The organism is Streptomyces sp. NPDC058796 (genome assembly GCF_042745235.1).
Taxonomy (GTDB): Bacteria; Actinomycetota; Actinomycetes; order Streptomycetales; family Streptomycetaceae; genus Streptomyces.
On the sequence record NZ_JBHYOP010000002.1, the window covers coordinates 452836 to 468061 of the forward strand.

General features: G+C 71.1%; 13 protein-coding genes. 12 read left to right on the forward strand and 1 reads right to left on the reverse strand.

The genetic code is table 11. The features are described 5' to 3' along the window. Nucleotides 1–118: 118 nt before the first annotated feature. From ACFW47_RS07375 to ACFW47_RS07430, 12 genes are all read left to right on the forward strand, one after another. Entirely contained in the window at nt 119–1429 is a 1311-nt protein-coding gene (locus ACFW47_RS07375) for a cytidylyltransferase domain-containing protein (protein ID WP_386287180.1), read from the forward strand. Between the two features lie 13 nt (nt 1430–1442). Beyond that, the gene (locus ACFW47_RS07380) at nt 1443–2381 is read left to right on the forward strand and encodes an N-acetylneuraminate synthase family protein (protein ID WP_386287179.1); all 939 of its coding nucleotides are present in this window, start codon (nt 1443–1445) and stop codon (nt 2379–2381) included. 52 nt (nt 2382–2433) lie between these two features. Next, on the forward strand, nt 2434–3495 hold the full coding sequence (locus tag ACFW47_RS07385) for a hypothetical protein (protein ID WP_386287178.1): 1062 nt from the start codon (nt 2434–2436) through the stop codon (nt 3493–3495). A 468-nt stretch (nt 3496–3963) separates the two neighbouring features. Further along, nucleotides 3964–5202 carry a M20 family metallopeptidase gene (locus ACFW47_RS07390; RefSeq protein WP_386305097.1) on the forward strand — a complete coding sequence of 413 codons (1239 nt, stop codon included), beginning with the start codon at nt 3964–3966 and terminating at the stop codon, nt 5200–5202. Nucleotides 5203–5442: 240 nt separating this feature from the next. Next, nucleotides 5443–6495, forward strand: coding sequence for a BMP family protein (locus ACFW47_RS07395; protein ID WP_386287176.1), 1053 nt, complete (start codon nt 5443–5445; stop codon nt 6493–6495). Nucleotides 6496–6781: 286 nt separating this feature from the next. Next, on the forward strand, nt 6782–7831 hold the full coding sequence (locus ACFW47_RS07400) for a BMP family protein (protein ID WP_386287175.1): 1050 nt from the start codon (nt 6782–6784) through the stop codon (nt 7829–7831). A gap of 226 nt (nt 7832–8057) precedes the next feature. Further along, nucleotides 8058–9617, forward strand: a complete 1560-nt coding sequence (locus ACFW47_RS07405; RefSeq protein ID WP_386287173.1) for an ABC transporter ATP-binding protein — start codon at nt 8058–8060, stop codon at nt 9615–9617. Beyond that, on the forward strand, nt 9617–10741 hold the full coding sequence (locus ACFW47_RS07410) for an ABC transporter permease (protein WP_386305099.1): 1125 nt from the start codon (nt 9617–9619) through the stop codon (nt 10739–10741). Before ACFW47_RS07405 ends, ACFW47_RS07410 begins: the two co-directional genes overlap by 1 nt. After that, nucleotides 10738–12003, forward strand: coding sequence for an ABC transporter permease (locus ACFW47_RS07415; protein WP_386287169.1), 1266 nt, complete (start codon nt 10738–10740; stop codon nt 12001–12003). The genes ACFW47_RS07410 and ACFW47_RS07415 overlap by 4 nt, the downstream gene beginning before the upstream one ends. Further along, nucleotides 12000–12392, forward strand: coding sequence for a cytidine deaminase (locus ACFW47_RS07420; RefSeq protein WP_386287167.1), 393 nt, complete (start codon nt 12000–12002; stop codon nt 12390–12392). Before ACFW47_RS07415 ends, ACFW47_RS07420 begins: the two co-directional genes overlap by 4 nt. A 20-nt stretch (nt 12393–12412) precedes the next feature. Beyond that, the gene (locus ACFW47_RS07425; RefSeq protein WP_386287214.1) at nt 12413–13690 is read left to right on the forward strand and encodes a thymidine phosphorylase; all 1278 of its coding nucleotides are present in this window, start codon (nt 12413–12415) and stop codon (nt 13688–13690) included. A gap of 74 nt (nt 13691–13764) precedes the next feature. Further along, a complete protein-coding gene (locus ACFW47_RS07430; protein ID WP_386305100.1) occupies nt 13765–14217 on the forward strand; it encodes a Uma2 family endonuclease in 453 nt (150 codons plus the stop codon). A gap of 1 nt (nt 14218) precedes the next feature. On the opposite strand, the gene ACFW47_RS07435 is transcribed toward ACFW47_RS07430, so the two are convergent. Further along, nucleotides 14219–15139: an AEC family transporter gene (locus ACFW47_RS07435; RefSeq protein ID WP_386305102.1), complete on the reverse strand. Its 921-nt coding sequence runs from the start codon at nt 15137–15139 to the stop codon at nt 14219–14221. Nucleotides 15140–15226 lie beyond the last annotated feature (87 nt).

The window sequence follows — 15226 nt, forward strand, 5'->3', positions numbered from 1 at the left end:
TGGACCTGCTGGGCCTGCTGGGCTCGCAACGCCGGGGGCTTCTCCGAACCCGCGACCCCGCGCGGCCGTACCGACGGCCCCCTCCACCCCCGTGTCCCTCCCGCAAGGAGCAGACCCCATGTCCAACCCGGAAGCGGGACGAGGCGCTTCGATGCGCCGAGTGCTCGCGGTGATTCCCGCGCGCGGCGGCTCCAAGGGCGTGCCCGCGAAGAACCTCGCCCCGGTCGGCGGCGTGCCCCTGGTGGCCCGCGCCGTCCGCGAGTGCCGGGCCACCCGTCTCGTGACGGACGTCGTGGTCTCCACCGACGACCAGACCATCGCCGCCGCGGCCCGCCAGGCCGGCGCCGAGGTCGTGCTGCGGCCCGCCGCCATCGCCGGGGACACCGCCACTTCCGAGGCCGCCGTACTGCACGCCATGGACGCCCACGAGGCCCTGCACGGCGCCGCCGTCGACGTGGTGCTGCTCGTGCAGTGCACCAGCCCCTTCATCGTCCGCGAGGACATCGACGGGGTGGCCGGCGCGGTCGCCGAGAAGGGCGCCGACACCGCGGTGACCGTCGCGCCGTTCCACGGCTTCGTCTGGCGCGACGGCGACGGCGAGGAAGGTCCGGAGGAGGGCGGCTACGGCGTCAACCACGACAAGACCTACCGCCCCCGCCGCCAGGACCGCCCCCAGGACCTGCTGGAGACCGGCGCCGCCTACGCCATGGCCGCCCCCGGCTTCCGCGAGCACCGGCACCGCTTCTTCGGCCGCACCGAACTGGTCCGCACCGACCCCGCCCGGGTCCTGGAGATCGACGACCCGCACGACCTGGCCCGCGCCCGCGCGCTGGCGCCCCTCTTCGACGCCGCGCGGCCCGGCGCCCTCGCTGTGGAGCCTCCCACCCGCCTCCCCGCAGCCGCCGACATCGACGCGGTGGTCCTCGACTTCGACGGCACCCAGACCGACGACCGGGTGCTGATCGACTCCGACGGACGGGAGTTCGTCTCCGTGCACCGCGGCGACGGACTCGGCATCGCCGCCCTGCGCCGCAGCGGCCTGACGATGCTCATCCTGTCCACGGAACAGAACCCGGTCGTCGCCGCCCGCGCACGCAAGCTCAAGCTCCCCGTGCTGCACGGCATCGACCGCAAGGACCTCGCCCTCAAGCAGTGGTGCGAGGAACAGGGCATCGCGCCCGAACGCGTGCTCTACGTCGGCAACGACGTCAACGACCTCCCGTGCTTCTCCCTCGTCGGCTGGCCCGTGGCGGTCGCCAGTGCCCACGACGCCGTACGCGGCGCGGCCCGCGCGGTCACCACCGTCCCCGGCGGTGACGGCGCCATCCGGGAGATCGCGAGCTGGATCCTCGGCCCCTCACTCGACGTACCCGACTTCCCCGACGTACCCGACTCCCTCGAATCCCCCACGATCACCCAGTCCAAGTAAGGAAATCCCCGCCATGAGCACCAACTCCCGCATCCGCACCTTCGGTACGCGCGAGGCCGGCCCCGGCCGCCCCGTCTACATCACCGGCGAGATCGGCATCAACCACAACGGCGACCTCGAGAACGCCTTCAAGCTGATCGACGTGGCCGCCGAGGCCGGCTGCGACGCCGTCAAGTTCCAGAAGCGCACCCCGGAGATCTGCACCCCGCGCGACCAGTGGGACATCGAGCGCGACACCCCGTGGGGCCGGATGACGTACATCGACTACCGCCACCGCGTCGAGTTCGGCGAGGACGAGTACCGCCAGATCGACGACTACTGCAAGACCAAGAACATCGACTGGTTCGCCTCCCCGTGGGACACCGAGGCCGTCGCCTTCCTGGAGAAGTTCGACGTCCCCGCCCACAAGGTCGCCTCCGCCTCCCTCACCGACGACGAACTGCTGCGCGCCCTGCGCGCGACGGGCCGCACGGTCATCCTCTCGACCGGCATGTCCACCCCGAAGCAGATCCGCCACGCGGTCGAGGTCCTCGGCTCCGACAACATCCTCATGTGCCACGCCACGTCGACGTACCCGGCGCAGGCCGAGGAGCTGAACCTCCGCGTCATCAACACCCTCCAGCAGGAGTACCCGAACGTCCCGATCGGCTACTCCGGTCACGAGACCGGCCTGCAGACCACCCTCGCCGCCGTCGCCCTCGGTGCCACCTTCGTCGAGCGCCACATCACCCTCGACCGCGCCATGTGGGGCTCCGACCAGGCCGCCTCCGTCGAGCCGCAGGGCCTGACCCGCCTGGTCCGCGACATCCGCACCATCGAGGCCTCCCTCGGCGACGGCGTGAAGAAGGTCTACGACTCCGAGCTCGGCCCGATGAAGAAGCTGCGCCGCGTCCCCGGCGTCGTCGCCGAGGCGGAGATCGCCGACGCCGCGGGCGAGCCGGTCACCGTCTGACCGCCCGGCCCGACACCCCACCACGCCCTCACCACGGGACGGTCCCACACCGATGAGCCCCCGCGCCGGGAACGCCGGCCCCCGCACTCTCGCCTTCGTCGAGAGCCCGGTACAACTGCTGAACGTGCTGGAGTGGGCGCACACCCGCGCACCCGGCGCGGAGCTCACCCTCGTGGTCCTGTCCCCGGTCGATCCGATGACCCGGGGCCAGCTGCGCCGCATGGCGGAACTGGCCCGGCAGGAAGGGCACGAGATCCGCTGGGAGGAGGCCCGCGGCGGCGCCACGGCCCCCTTCCGCACGGTGGGCGGCCTGGCCGGCGCGCTGCGCCGGGCCGACCGGATCGTCATGGGCGACCCGTTCTCCCGCTACGTACAACTGCTCCTGACCATCACGCGCGCCCACGACCTCGTCGTGGTCGACGACGGCACGGCCACCATGGAGTTCGTCACCCAGCTGGCGCACGGCGAGCGCCTGGTCCGCTGGCACCGCAAGGGCAGCCGGCCCGGCCCCCGCGACCTCCTCTTCGCCCCCGTGTCACGCTCCGCCCGCCACCGCCTGACCCCGACCCCCGACCGCCAGGTCTCCGTCTTCTCCTCCATGCCGATCGAGGACATCCCCGACGGCGTCACCGTCACCGCCAACGACTTCGCCTGGACCCGCGCCCGCTTCGGCCCGCCCCGCATCACCAAGGGTGCCGACATGGTCGGCACGTCGCTGGTGGAGACCGGTGTCGTGGACGCCGACCGCTACCTGGACGCCGTACGCGCCCTGGCGAGGACCCACGGCGCGGCCCGCTACTTCGCCCACCGCCGCGAGGGCACGGAGAAGCTCCACCGGCTGGCCGTGGAGACCGGCCTGGAGATCGTCCGCCCCGACCTCCCCCTGGAGCTGATCGCCCGCCGCGGCCCGATCGGCCGCACCATCCTCAGCTTCCCCTCCACGGTCGTCCACACCCTGCCCCTCGCCCTGGCCGGCACCGAGGCCCGCGTCGCCGTCTGCGACATCGACCCCGCCTGGCTCACCGAGTCGGCCTCCCCCCGGGCCCGCGGCTTCCTGAACGGCGTGACCGGCTCGGCCCGGGGCGCGCACCGGCTGTCGGCGGTGGTGGGGTAGTTCCGGGTGTCGGCGGCGGACGGGGCGGATGAGTAGCCGCGCTCATGCCGTCGTCCGGCCGCCGGCCGGAGGCTGGTTCCATGAACGTGACACGGAACGTCGAACCCCGCGACCTCGCCGACTGGCCGGTGTGTCGATTCCTCGCCCTGTTCTTCTGGAGCTGCTGGGACCCCTCGCCGGAGCCGCCACCCTGACGGTGTTCCTCTGCCTCGACCGCTCCCGTACATGACCTCCGACGCCGACAGCCGGGGCTCGGGGGAGCGTGGAGGGGGCCCGGCGTGGTAACCGTGAGGGAGAGGACTGATCCCTCATGATCGGCTCGGTCGGAAAGGCGGCCGAGCTTACCCAGGCAAGATGATGGCTATGCGTAGGGCGGCCCAGTTTTCTTCCCCTGAGGGGCTGAATTTTTGTTGATCGTGGGTCCACCGGTCGCTCGGGCGCCCTACGCTGCAAAGGGTGAACGTGTTGATGTCCCCAGAGACCGAGGCCGACACTCCCGGTGAATCCGTGCTGCCCGGCACTTTGCCGGACGTGCTCCGTGCGGAGCTCGTCGCCTTCCGCCGCGACCTGCACATGCACCCCGAGCTGGGCAACCAGGAGTTCCGCACCACCGCGGCGATCAAGGAACGGCTGGAGCGGGCCGGCCTCAAGCCGCGGGTGCTCCCCGTCGGGACCGGGCTCGTCTGCGACATCGGCACCAACACCGACTCGGGGCGGTGGACCGGCGGCCCCCGCATGCTCGCCCTGCGGGCCGACATCGACGCCCTGCCCATCCCGGACACCAAGAGCGAGTGCGAATACCGCTCGCGCGTCCCCGACCGAGCCCACGCCTGCGGACACGACGTGCACACCACCGTCGTCCTCGGCACCGGGCTCGTCCTCGCCGCCCTGCACGAGCGCGGTCTGCTGCCCCGGCCCGTGCGGCTGGTCTTCCAGCCGGCCGAGGAGGTGCTGCCCGGCGGCGCCGCCGACGCCATCGAGGGCGGCGCGCTCGACGGGGTGCGCCGCATCCTGGCCGTGCACTGCGACCCCCGGGTGGACGCCGGCCGGATCGGTCTCAGGGTCGGCCCCATCACCTCCGCCTGCGACCGGCTGGAGGTCTCCCTCGACGGCCCCGGCGGACACACCGCCCGCCCGCACCTCACCACCGACCTGGTCACCGCGGCCGCCCGCGTCGTCACCGACGTACCGCCACTCGTCGCCCGGCGCGTGGACAGCCGCAGCGGCCTCGCCCTGACCTGGGGACGGATGGAGTCCGGCCACGCGCCGAACGTCATCCCGCAGCACGCCGAACTCGCCGGGACCGTCCGCTGCCTCGACCTCGACGCCTGGCGGCAGGCCCCCGACCTGGTGGTCGGCGCCATCGACGAGATCGCCAACCTCTACCGTGCCAAGTCCGAGATCACCTACGTCCGCGGCGTGCCCCCGGTCGTCAACGAGGTCACCAGCACCGAACTGCTCCAGGCCGCCATGGTCGCGCGGCGCGGTACGGACTCCGTCGAGTCCACGGAGCAGAGCCTCGGCGGCGAGGACTTCTCCTGGTACCTGGAGCACGTGCCCGGCGCCATGGCCCGCCTCGGCGTCCGCCCGCCCGGCGAGCGCGTGATCCGCGACCTCCACCAGGGCGACTTCGACGTGGACGAGGCGGCCATCACCGTCGGCGTGGAGATGTTCACCGCGGCGGCGCTGATCGACGCCGTGCAGTGAACCCCCGGGGCCCGGCACCCGCCCCCCGAGGTTGCGGCCCCGGCGGGCCGGGGGCAGCCTGATGCACAAGCGCACGAGGCCGCGCCGCACGCTCCTGGCACGCGCGAAGCACACCCCTGGCACCCCGCGGCACGAATGGATAACGGCGCCGCGCAACCCCGTTCCCAGGAGTTTCTACGCGCGTTAATCTGCGCCGAACCGAGCACCCGCTGCGGGGCTTTGGAGAATGGGGAACTTCAGATGCGTCGGACATCGAGACTGACCCGCGCCGCGGTGGGGGTCGCGTCGCTCGCACTCGCCGCCACGGCCTGCGGCGGCACCAGCAGCGAAAGCAACAGCGGTGACGAGGGAGGCAAGGACGACAAGGGCCTCGCCATCGCCTACGACATCGGCGGCGAGGGCGACCAGTCCTTCAACGACGCCGCCCACGCGGGCCTGGAGAGGGCGGAGAAGGAGTTCGGCTACAAGACGGCCGCCGTCGAGCCCACCGAGGGCGAGACCGACGCCGACAAGGAGCAGCGGCTCTCCTCGCTGGCGAAGCAGGGCTACAACCCCGTCATCGGCGTCGGCTTCGCCTACGCCCCGGCGATGAAGACGGTCGCCGAGAAGTACCCGGACACCACCTTCGGCATCGTGGACTCGGTGGTCGAGGCCAAGAACGTCGCCTCCCTCGTCTTCGCCGAGAACGAGGCCTCCTACCTCGCGGGCGTCGCCGCGGCCAAGGCCACCAAGACGAACGTCGTCGGGTTCGTCGGCGGCGTGGACGTCCCGCTGATCCACAAGTTCGAGGCCGGTTACGAGCAGGGCGTCAAGGACACCGACCCCAAGGTCGAGGTCGTCTCGCAGTACCTGACGCAGACCGCGGAGGAGGGTGGCTTCTCCAGCCCCGACAAGGGCCGCGCCGCCGCCGAGGGCCAGATCGAGAAGAAGGCCGACGTCGTCTACCAGGCCGCCGGCCTCTCCGGGCAGGGCGTGATCGAGGCCGCCGCGAAGGCGAAGGTCTGGGCGATCGGCGTCGACTCCGACCAGTACGAGCAGGAAGCCCTCGCGGCGTACAAGGACTACATCCTGACCTCCGCGCTCAAGGACATCGACGGCGCGGTGTACGCGCTGGCGAAGTCGGTCGAGGACGGCAAGCCGCTGACCGGCGTCCAGACCTTCGACCTGAAGTCGGACGGTGTGGGCCTGTCCGACGCCAACCCGAAGTACGCCGAGGTCCCGGGCCTGACGGACGCCGTGGCGAAGGCCAAGGAAGGCATCATCTCCGGCTCCATCAAGGTGAGGACGGAGTAGCCCCGCGCGGCAGCGCACAGCAGCACGCCGAAGCGGGCGGGCGTCCCCCGGCGCCCGCCCGCTTCGGCGTGCCGCGACCGGTCGTCCCGCCCGCCCCGGCGTCACTCTCCGCCGTCCCCCGTTTGCGTCCGGCAAGCCCCGCACGCCCGCCCGGACCCCCTTGCTCACGGGCGGATAACAAGAAGGACAGAAGGGGTTTTCAGGCAGGTCTACGCGCGTTAATCTGCGGCGAAGCCAGCGCCGTACCCGAACCGTCCCCGGCGCTTGTACGACAGGAGCACCAGACATGCGCCGGATTTCCCGGATCACGGTCGCAGGCGCAGCGACCGCCTCCCTGGCCCTCGCCCTGACCGCCTGCGGCGGCACCTCGACTTCCTCCGGGTCGTCGGAGTCCAAGGGCGACAAGGGTCTCGCCATCGCCTACGACGTCGGCGGTGAGGGCGACCAGTCCTTCAACGACGCCGCTCACGCCGGCCTGCTGCAGGCGGAGAAGGAGTTCGGCTACAAGACGGCCGCCATCGAGCCCACCGACGGCGAGACCAACGCCGACAAGGAGCAGCGCCTGGTCTCCCTGGCCAAGCAGGGCTACAACCCGGTCGTCGGCGTCGGCTACGCGTACGCCGCCGCGCTGAAGAGCGCCGCCGAGAAGTACCCGGACACCACCTTCGGCATCGTGGACGACGCCACGATCGAGGCCGACAACGTGGCCGACCTGGTCTTCAACGAGGAGCAGGCCTCCTACCTCGCCGGTGTCGCCGCCGCCAAGAGCACCAAGACCAACACGGTCGGCTTCGTGGGCGGTGTGGACATCCCGCTGATCCACAAGTTCCAGGCCGGCTACGAGCAGGGCGTCAAGGACACCAACCCCAAGGTCAAGGTCATCTCGCAGTACCTGACGCAGACCGCGGAGGAGGGCGGCTTCTCCAGCCCCGACAAGGGCAAGACCGCCGCCGAGGGCCAGATCGAGAAGAAGGCCGACGTCGTGTTCGCGGCGGCCGGTCTCTCCGGCCAGGGCGTGATCGAGGCCGCCGCCGCCAACAAGGTGTGGGCGATCGGCGTCGACTCCGACCAGTACAAGCAGGACGCCCTCGCGAAGTACAAGGACTGGATCCTGACTTCGGCCACCAAGGACGTCGCCAAGGCGGTCTACAACCTCGCGAAGTCGGTCGAGGACGGCAAGCCCGAGACCGGTATCGTTCGGGGCGATCTGAAGTCCGGCGAGGTCGGCCTCTCGAACTCCAACCCGAAGTTCGCGGACAACGCCGAACTCCAGGAAGCCATCAAGACGGCCAAGGAGAAGATCGTCAGCGGCGAGATCAAGGTCAAGAGCAGCTGATCACCAGCAGTACCTCGAACAGCGTGTAACCGCGGTGGTCGCACCGCTCGACGGGGTACGGGGAGGCCGCCCCCCGGGTCCCTCCCCGTACCCCGTCGTGTCGATGTGCCGCCGCCGCTTTTAGATGCCGTAGGGGCGCTACGCGCGTAGACGGCCCCCGTCCCCAGGAGAGTGCGCCATCAACGCGTCCAGCAGCCCTCCGGCCAAAGCGGCGGTCAACGAATCGGTGACCGCCGTCGAGCTCGCCGGGATCACCAAGCGGTTCCCCGGTGTCGTGGCCAACCACGACATCCACCTCACCGTCCGCAAGGGCACCGTCCACGCCCTCGTCGGCGAGAACGGCGCCGGCAAGTCGACCCTGATGAAGATCCTCTACGGCATGCAGAAGCCGGACGAGGGCACCATCACGGTCGACGGCGAGCAGGTGAGCTTCTCCTCGCCCGCCGACGCCATCGTCCGCGGCATCGGCATGGTCCACCAGCACTTCATGCTCGCCGACAACCTCACGGTCCTCGAGAACGTGGTCCTCGGCAGCGAGAGGCTGTACGGCATCGGCGCCAAGGCCCGCCGCAAGATCAAGGAGATCTCCGAGCGCTACGGCCTCGGCGTGGAGCCCGACCGCCTGGTCGAGGAGCTCGGCGTCGCCGCCCGCCAGCGCGTGGAGATCCTCAAGGTCCTCTACCGCGGCGCCCGCACGCTGATCCTCGACGAGCCCACCGCCGTCCTCGTGCCCCAGGAGGTCGACGCGCTCTTCGACAACCTGCGCGAGCTGAAGGCCGAGGGCCTGTCGGTCATCTTCATCTCCCACAAGCTGGGCGAGGTCCTCTCCGTCGCCGACGACATCACCGTCATCCGGCGCGGCACGACGGTCGGCACCGCCGTCCCGTCCGAGACCACCCCGCGCCAGCTCGCCGAGCTGATGGTCGGCAGCGAGCTGCCCACCCCCGAGACCGCCGAGTCCACGGTCACCGACCGCGAGGTCCTCGCCGTCGACAAGCTGCGCCTGGCGGCCCCCGGCGGCAAGGCCCTCCTCGACGACATCACCTTCACCATCCACGCCGGTGAGGTGCTGGGCATCGCCGGCGTGGAGGGCAACGGCCAGACCGAGCTGGTGGACGCCCTCATCGGCCTGCGACACGCCGACTCCGGCACCATCCGCTTCCTCGACGAGGACATCACGGCGCTGCCCACCCGGGGGCGCCGCGAACAGGGCGTCGGCTACATCCCCGAGGACCGACACCGCCACGGCCTGCTCCTGGAGGCCCCCCTCTGGGAGAACCGCATCCTCGGCCACGTCACCGAGAAGCCCAACAGCAAGGGCGTCTGGCTCGACCTCAAGGGCGCCCAGGACGACACCCGCCGCATCGTCGAGACGTACGACGTCCGCACCCCCGGCATCGACGTCACCGCCGCCTCCCTGTCCGGCGGCAACCAGCAGAAGCTGATCGTCGGCCGCGAGATGAGCCACAAGCCGCGCTTCCTCATCGCCGCCCACCCCACCCGCGGTGTGGACGTCGGCGCGCAGGCCGCCATCTGGGACCACATCCGCGAGGCCCGCCGCGAGGGCCTGGCCGTCCTGCTGATCTCCGCCGACCTGGACGAGCTGATCGGCCTGTCCGACACCCTCCGGGTGATCTACGACGGCAGGCTGGTCGCCGACGCCGACCCGGCCACCATCACCCCCGAGGAGCTGGGCTCGGCGATGACCGGCGCCGCCTCCGGACACCTCGAACACGAAGAGACCCCGACCGACGCCGGTCAGGGCGCGGAAGACGAGGCCCGCTGATGAAGAAGTTCGACAAGGAGCGCGTGCTCCTCGCGGTGGCCGGCCCGGTCATCGCGCTCGCCGTGGCCTTCGTGCTCAGCGCGATCGTCCTGATCGCCTCGGGCAAGAACCCGGTCGAACCGTTCGCCCTGATGTTCGAGCAGGCCGGATTCTCCGACATCCAGGTCCTGATCATCAACCAGGCGTCGATGTACTACATCGCGGCCCTCGCGGTGGCCATCGGCTTCCGGATGAACCTGTTCAACATCGGCGTCGACGGCCAGTACCAGCTCGCCGCCATGATGGCCGCGATCGTCGGCGCCCACGCCAACCTCCCGGCCTTCCTCCAGATCCCGCTGCTCCTGCTGACCGCCGTCCTCACCGGCGCCTTCTGGTCCGGCATCGCCGGCGTCCTCAAGGTGACCCGGGGCGTCAGCGAGGTGGTCGCGACGATCATGCTGAACGCCATCGCCACCTCGGTCATCGGCTACCTCTGGCTGCCCGACGTCTTCGGCGTCAAGATCGGCAACAACAACACCACCGGCGAGATGCACGAGTCCGGCTGGATCCCCGGCATCGACATGGGCGCGGCCGGCGAGATCTACGGCCTGGTGATCCTCGCCGTCCTCCTCGGCATCGGCTACTGGGTCGTCCTCAACCGCACCCGCTTCGGCTTCGACCTGCGCGCCTCCGGCGCCTCCGAGTCCGCCGCCGCGGCCAGCGGCGTCAACCCCAGGCGCATGGTGCTCACCGCGATGCTGCTCTCCGGCGGTCTGGCCGGCCTCGCGGGCCTGCCGATCCTCCTCGGCGACACCCACACCTACAGCCTCAACTTCCCCACCGGCATCGGCTTCCTCGGCATCGGCATCGCCCTGCTCGGCCGCAACAGCCCCGTCGGCATCGCCTTCGCCGCCCTGCTGTGGGCCTGGCTCGACAAGGCCAGCCCCGAGCTGGACTTCCACGGCTACGACAAGGAGATCGCGGTCATCATGCAGGGCCTGATCGTGCTCTCGGTCGTCGTCTCCTACGAGGCCGTCCGCGAGTGGGGCCTGCGCCGCCAGCAGCGCCGCGTCGGCGCGGAGCTGGCCGCCGGCCACGTCCTCGGCGCCACCGACAACACCAAGAAGGAGGTGGCTGGCCGATGACCACCGCAACCGACCTCAACCAGCCCACGCTGGAGCACGGGGCCCCGGCCGGCCGCCGGATCTCGCTGCCCGTCCTGCTGCTGATCATCGCCGGTGCCCTGGCACTGACCTCCATCGTCCGCCTGATCACCGGCGCCAACGGCATCACCAACGTCAGCCAGATGTCCACCGCGCTCCAGCTCGCGGTGCCGATCGGCCTGGCCGGTCTCGGCGGCCTGTGGGCCGAACGCGCGGGCGTCATCAACATCGGCCTCGAGGGCATGCTGATCCTCGGCACCTGGTTCGGTGCCTGGGCCGGCTTCCAGTGGGGCCCGTGGACCGGCGTCCTGATGGGCATCGTCGGCGGCGCGCTCGGCGGCCTCCTGCACGCCATCGTGACGATCACCTTCAACGTCAACCACATCGTCTCCGGCGTGGCCATCAACATCCTCGCCCTCGGCGCCACCCGCTACCTCGCCCCGCTCGCCTTCGAGGGCCACCAGGGCGGCTCCGCCAAGCAGTCCCCGCCGGTCGACTCGCTGGGCCACTTCTCGGTGCCAGGGCTCTCCGACGGCCTGGAGAGCCTCAACGACCAGCACTGGTTCTTCGTCTCGGACATCGCCGGCCTGCTCGGCGGCCTGGTCACCGACGTCTCCTGGCTCACCCTGATCGCCGTCGCCCTGATCCCGGCCAGCTGGTACATCCTGTGGCGCACCCCGTTCGGCCTCCGCCTGCGCTCCTGCGGCGAGAACCCGGTCGCCGCCGAGTCCCTCGGCGTCAATGTCTACAAGTACAAGTACCTCGCCGTGATCATCTCCGGTGGTCTGGCCGGCCTCGGCGGCGTCTTCCTCTCCATCGTCGCCAACCCCTTCTACCTGGAGGGCCAGACCAGCGGCCGCGGCTACATCGGCCTGGCGGCGATGATCTTCGGCAACTGGATGCCTGGCGGCCTCGCCATCGGCGCCGGCCTCTTCGGCTACACCGACAGCCTCAACCTGCGCGGCGGCTCCGCCAACGTCCACGCCCTGCTGCTGCTCGGCGCGCTGCTGCTGGTCGCCGGCGCCATCTGGCTCGCGGTCCGCAAGAAGTACGTCAAGGCCGCGATCACCGTGGTGATCGGCGCCCTGGTCTTCGCCTGGTACGCCACCACCGACGACGTCCCCAACCAGGTCGTCTCCGCCACGCCGTACGTCATCACCCTCGTCGTCCTCGCCCTCTCCGCCCAGCGGCTGCGGATGCCGAAGGCGAACGGCATGCAGTACCGGAAGGGACAGGGCAAATGACCGACGTCGACTGGGGCGCGCTGCGCACGGCGGCCCGCGAGGCGATGGACCGCGCCTACGCCCCCTACTCCGGGTACGCCGTCGGCGCCGCGGCCCTGGTCGACGACGGCCGCACCGTCACCGGCTGCAACGTCGAGAACGCCAGCTACGGCATCGGCCTGTGCGCCGAGTGCGGTCTCGTCTCCCAGCTCCAGCTCACCGGCGGCGGCCGGCTGACGCACTTCGTCTGCGTCGACGGCCACGGCGAGATCCTCGTCCCGTGCGGCCGCTGCCGGCAGCTGCTGTACGAGTTCGGCGGCCCGGAGATGCTGCTGGAGACCCCGGCGGGGATCGTCCCCCTCTCGGAGATGCTCCCGCAGGCCTTCGGCCCCGACCACCTCACCACGTAAGGAAGCGAGCCTCCATGGCCATGGACGTCATCTCCGTCATCCGCACCAAGCGGGACCGCGGCGAACTCAGTGCCGAGCAGATCGACTGGGTCATCGACGCCTACACGCGCGGCGAGGTGGCCGACGAGCAGATGTCCTCGCTCGCGATGGCGATCCTGCTCAACGGCATGAACCGCGGCGAGATCGCCCGCTGGACGGCCGCGATGATCGCCTCCGGCGAGCGCATGGACTTCTCCTCCCTGTCCCGCCCGACCGCCGACAAGCACTCCACGGGCGGCGTCGGCGACAAGATCACCCTGCCGCTCGCCCCGCTGGTCGCGGCCTGCGGCGCGGCCGTCCCGCAGCTCTCCGGCCGGGGCCTCGGCCACACCGGCGGCACCCTGGACAAGCTGGAGTCCATCCCCGGCTGGCGCGCCCTGCTCTCCAACGAGGAGATGATGGACGTCCTCGACGGAGTGGGCGCGGTGATCTGCGCGGCCGGTGACGGCCTCGCCCCCGCCGACAAGAAGCTGTACGCCCTCCGGGACGTCACGGGCACGGTCGAGGCGATCCCGCTGATCGCCTCCTCCATCATGTCCAAGAAGATCGCCGAGGGCACCGGCTCCCTGGTCCTTGACGTGAAGGTGGGCAGCGGCGCCTTCATGAAGACCGTCGAGGACGCGCGCGAGCTGGCCTCCACGATGGTCGGCCTCGGCACCGACCACGGCGTGAAGACGGTCGCGCTCCTCACGGACATGGCGACCCCCCTCGGCCTCACCGCGGGCAACGCCCTGGAGGTCCGCGAGTCGGTCGAGGTCCTGGCGGGCGGCGGCCCGGCGGACGTGGTCGAGCTGACGTTGGCCCTGGCCCGCGAAATGCTGGACGCGGCGGGGCTGCCGGACGCCGATCCGGCGAAGGCCCTCGCCGACGGCTCCGCGATGGACGTCTGGCGCCGCATGATCGCGGCCCAGGGCGGCGACCCGGACGCCCCGCTGCCCACGGCGAAGGAACAGCACGTGGTGAAGGCGGGTGCCTCCGGCGTCCTGACCCGCCTCGACGCCTACGGCATCGGCGTCGCCGCCTGGCGCCTGGGCGCCGGCCGCGCCCGCAAGGAGGACCCGGTGCAGGCCGCCGCGGGCGTCGAACTCCACGCCAAGCCCGGCGACACGGTCACCGAGGGCCAGCCCCTCCTGACCCTCCACACCGACACCCCGGACCGCTTCGAGTACGCGCTCGCGGCGGTGGAGGGTTCCTACGACGTGGCTCCGGCGGGCACGGACTTCACGGCGACGCCGGTGGTGCGGGAACGTATCGCCTGACCAGGGGTTTCCTCGATCGGGTGAACGGGACCGGCGGATGTCCGCCGGTCCCGTTCGGCATGTTGACTGACGGGATGCGGGAATTCGAGGGCGACTGCATCCTGGCCGACAACGCGTGGGACGAGATCGTCTGGGTCCGGCGTCAGACGGAGGCGCCGAAAGGGTGCAAGGCGGAGATCGTCGAAGGGCTCATCACGGTCACGCCCCTCTCATCCGTCGCGCACAACGGCGTCGCCGAACGCGTGCAACGACGCCTCTACGACGTCATCCCGGAAGACGGGGGCATCTACCAGCGGCTCCCGCTCGCCGCGCCCGGTCGACTCGGTCTCTTCGAGCCGGACCTGGCTGTGGTGCCGGAGGCGTTGCTGCGCGAGGGAGACGAGCACCTGATCCCCGCGTCCGAGGCCGAACTCGTCGTGGAGATCGTCTCCTATCGGGTTCTGTACGCAGGGAAAGTCGGCGATCCCGTCGTGCTGCCGGCGCCCTTCCAAAGCGCGCTGGCCACCAGCGAGTTTCCTGGACGCTGACTCACCCCAGAACCGCCGCCACCCCCACCAGCACCGGCACCGAAACCACCGTCGACACGAGAATCGCGTCCCGCGCCAGCCGCTCGCCCACCCCGTACGTCGACGCGTACGTGTACAGGTTCTGTGCCGCCGGAAGCGCCGACGTCACCACCACGTCGAGCAGTTGGGCGCCCCGCAGCCCGAACACTCCGGACGCCAGCGCCCAGGCCACCGTCGGCTGCCCCACCGTCTTCAGCGCCACCGCCAGCAGCACCGGCCGCCGTTCCACGCCACGCAGCGGCACAGTGGAGCCGCACAGGCCGATGCCGAAGGCCAGCAGGACCGCCGGGACCGACATGTTGCCGATCAAGGTCACCGGATCCATCACCGCGTCCGGCACGCGGACACCACTCGCGGCTACCGCGACTCCCGCGAGCGAGCCCAGCGCTATCGGATTGCGCAGCGGCGTCAGCAGCACCCGCCACAACGGGCCCGTCCCGCCCCCTCTCGACAGGTCCAGGATCGTCACCGCCACCGGTGTCACCAGCACCAGCTGGAACAGCAGCACCGGCGCCACCAGCGAGGCGTCGCCCAGGACGTACACGGCGATCGGGATGCCGAGGTTGCCGGAGTTGACGTAGCCGGAGCAGAGCGCGCCGATCGTCGTCCGGCCCCCGCCCCAGCGCCGCGCGACGCCCACGGCGACGAAGACCCCGGCCACCACCACCGTCGACAGCGCCGTGACCAGCAGCCGGCTGGAGAAGATCACCGACAGGTCGGCCGTCGCGAGGGTCGTGAACAGCAGGGCGGGGGAAGCCACGTGGAAGGCGAGCTTCGTCAGGACCTCGCGTCCCTGGGGGCCGAGGTGGCCCCGCAGGCCGAGCACATAGCCGACGGCGATGACGACCGCGATCACGGCGAAGCCGGTCAGTACCCCTTGCACGGCACCTCCCCGCCGCGCGGACGGGCCTGGGACGGCAGGGCACGGGGCGGAGATACGTGGGGCATGCAGCAAACCCTCCGGCGGAGG

Coding starts and splice junctions, on each gene's coding strand:
- ACFW47_RS07375 (WP_386287180.1), top strand. CDS start 119: ATGTCCAACCCGGAAGCGGGACGAGGCGCTTCGATGCGCCGAGTGCTC.
- ACFW47_RS07380 (WP_386287179.1), top strand. CDS start 1,443: ATGAGCACCAACTCCCGCATCCGCACCTTCGGTACGCGCGAGGCCGGC.
- ACFW47_RS07385 (WP_386287178.1), top strand. CDS start 2,434: ATGAGCCCCCGCGCCGGGAACGCCGGCCCCCGCACTCTCGCCTTCGTC.
- ACFW47_RS07390 (WP_386305097.1), top strand. CDS start 3,964: ATGTCCCCAGAGACCGAGGCCGACACTCCCGGTGAATCCGTGCTGCCC.
- ACFW47_RS07395 (WP_386287176.1), top strand. CDS start 5,443: ATGCGTCGGACATCGAGACTGACCCGCGCCGCGGTGGGGGTCGCGTCG.
- ACFW47_RS07400 (WP_386287175.1), top strand. CDS start 6,782: ATGCGCCGGATTTCCCGGATCACGGTCGCAGGCGCAGCGACCGCCTCC.
- ACFW47_RS07410 (WP_386305099.1), top strand. CDS start 9,617: ATGAAGAAGTTCGACAAGGAGCGCGTGCTCCTCGCGGTGGCCGGCCCG.
- ACFW47_RS07415 (WP_386287169.1), top strand. CDS start 10,738: ATGACCACCGCAACCGACCTCAACCAGCCCACGCTGGAGCACGGGGCC.
- ACFW47_RS07420 (WP_386287167.1), top strand. CDS start 12,000: ATGACCGACGTCGACTGGGGCGCGCTGCGCACGGCGGCCCGCGAGGCG.
- ACFW47_RS07425 (WP_386287214.1), top strand. CDS start 12,413: ATGGACGTCATCTCCGTCATCCGCACCAAGCGGGACCGCGGCGAACTC.
- ACFW47_RS07430 (WP_386305100.1), top strand. CDS start 13,765: ATGCGGGAATTCGAGGGCGACTGCATCCTGGCCGACAACGCGTGGGAC.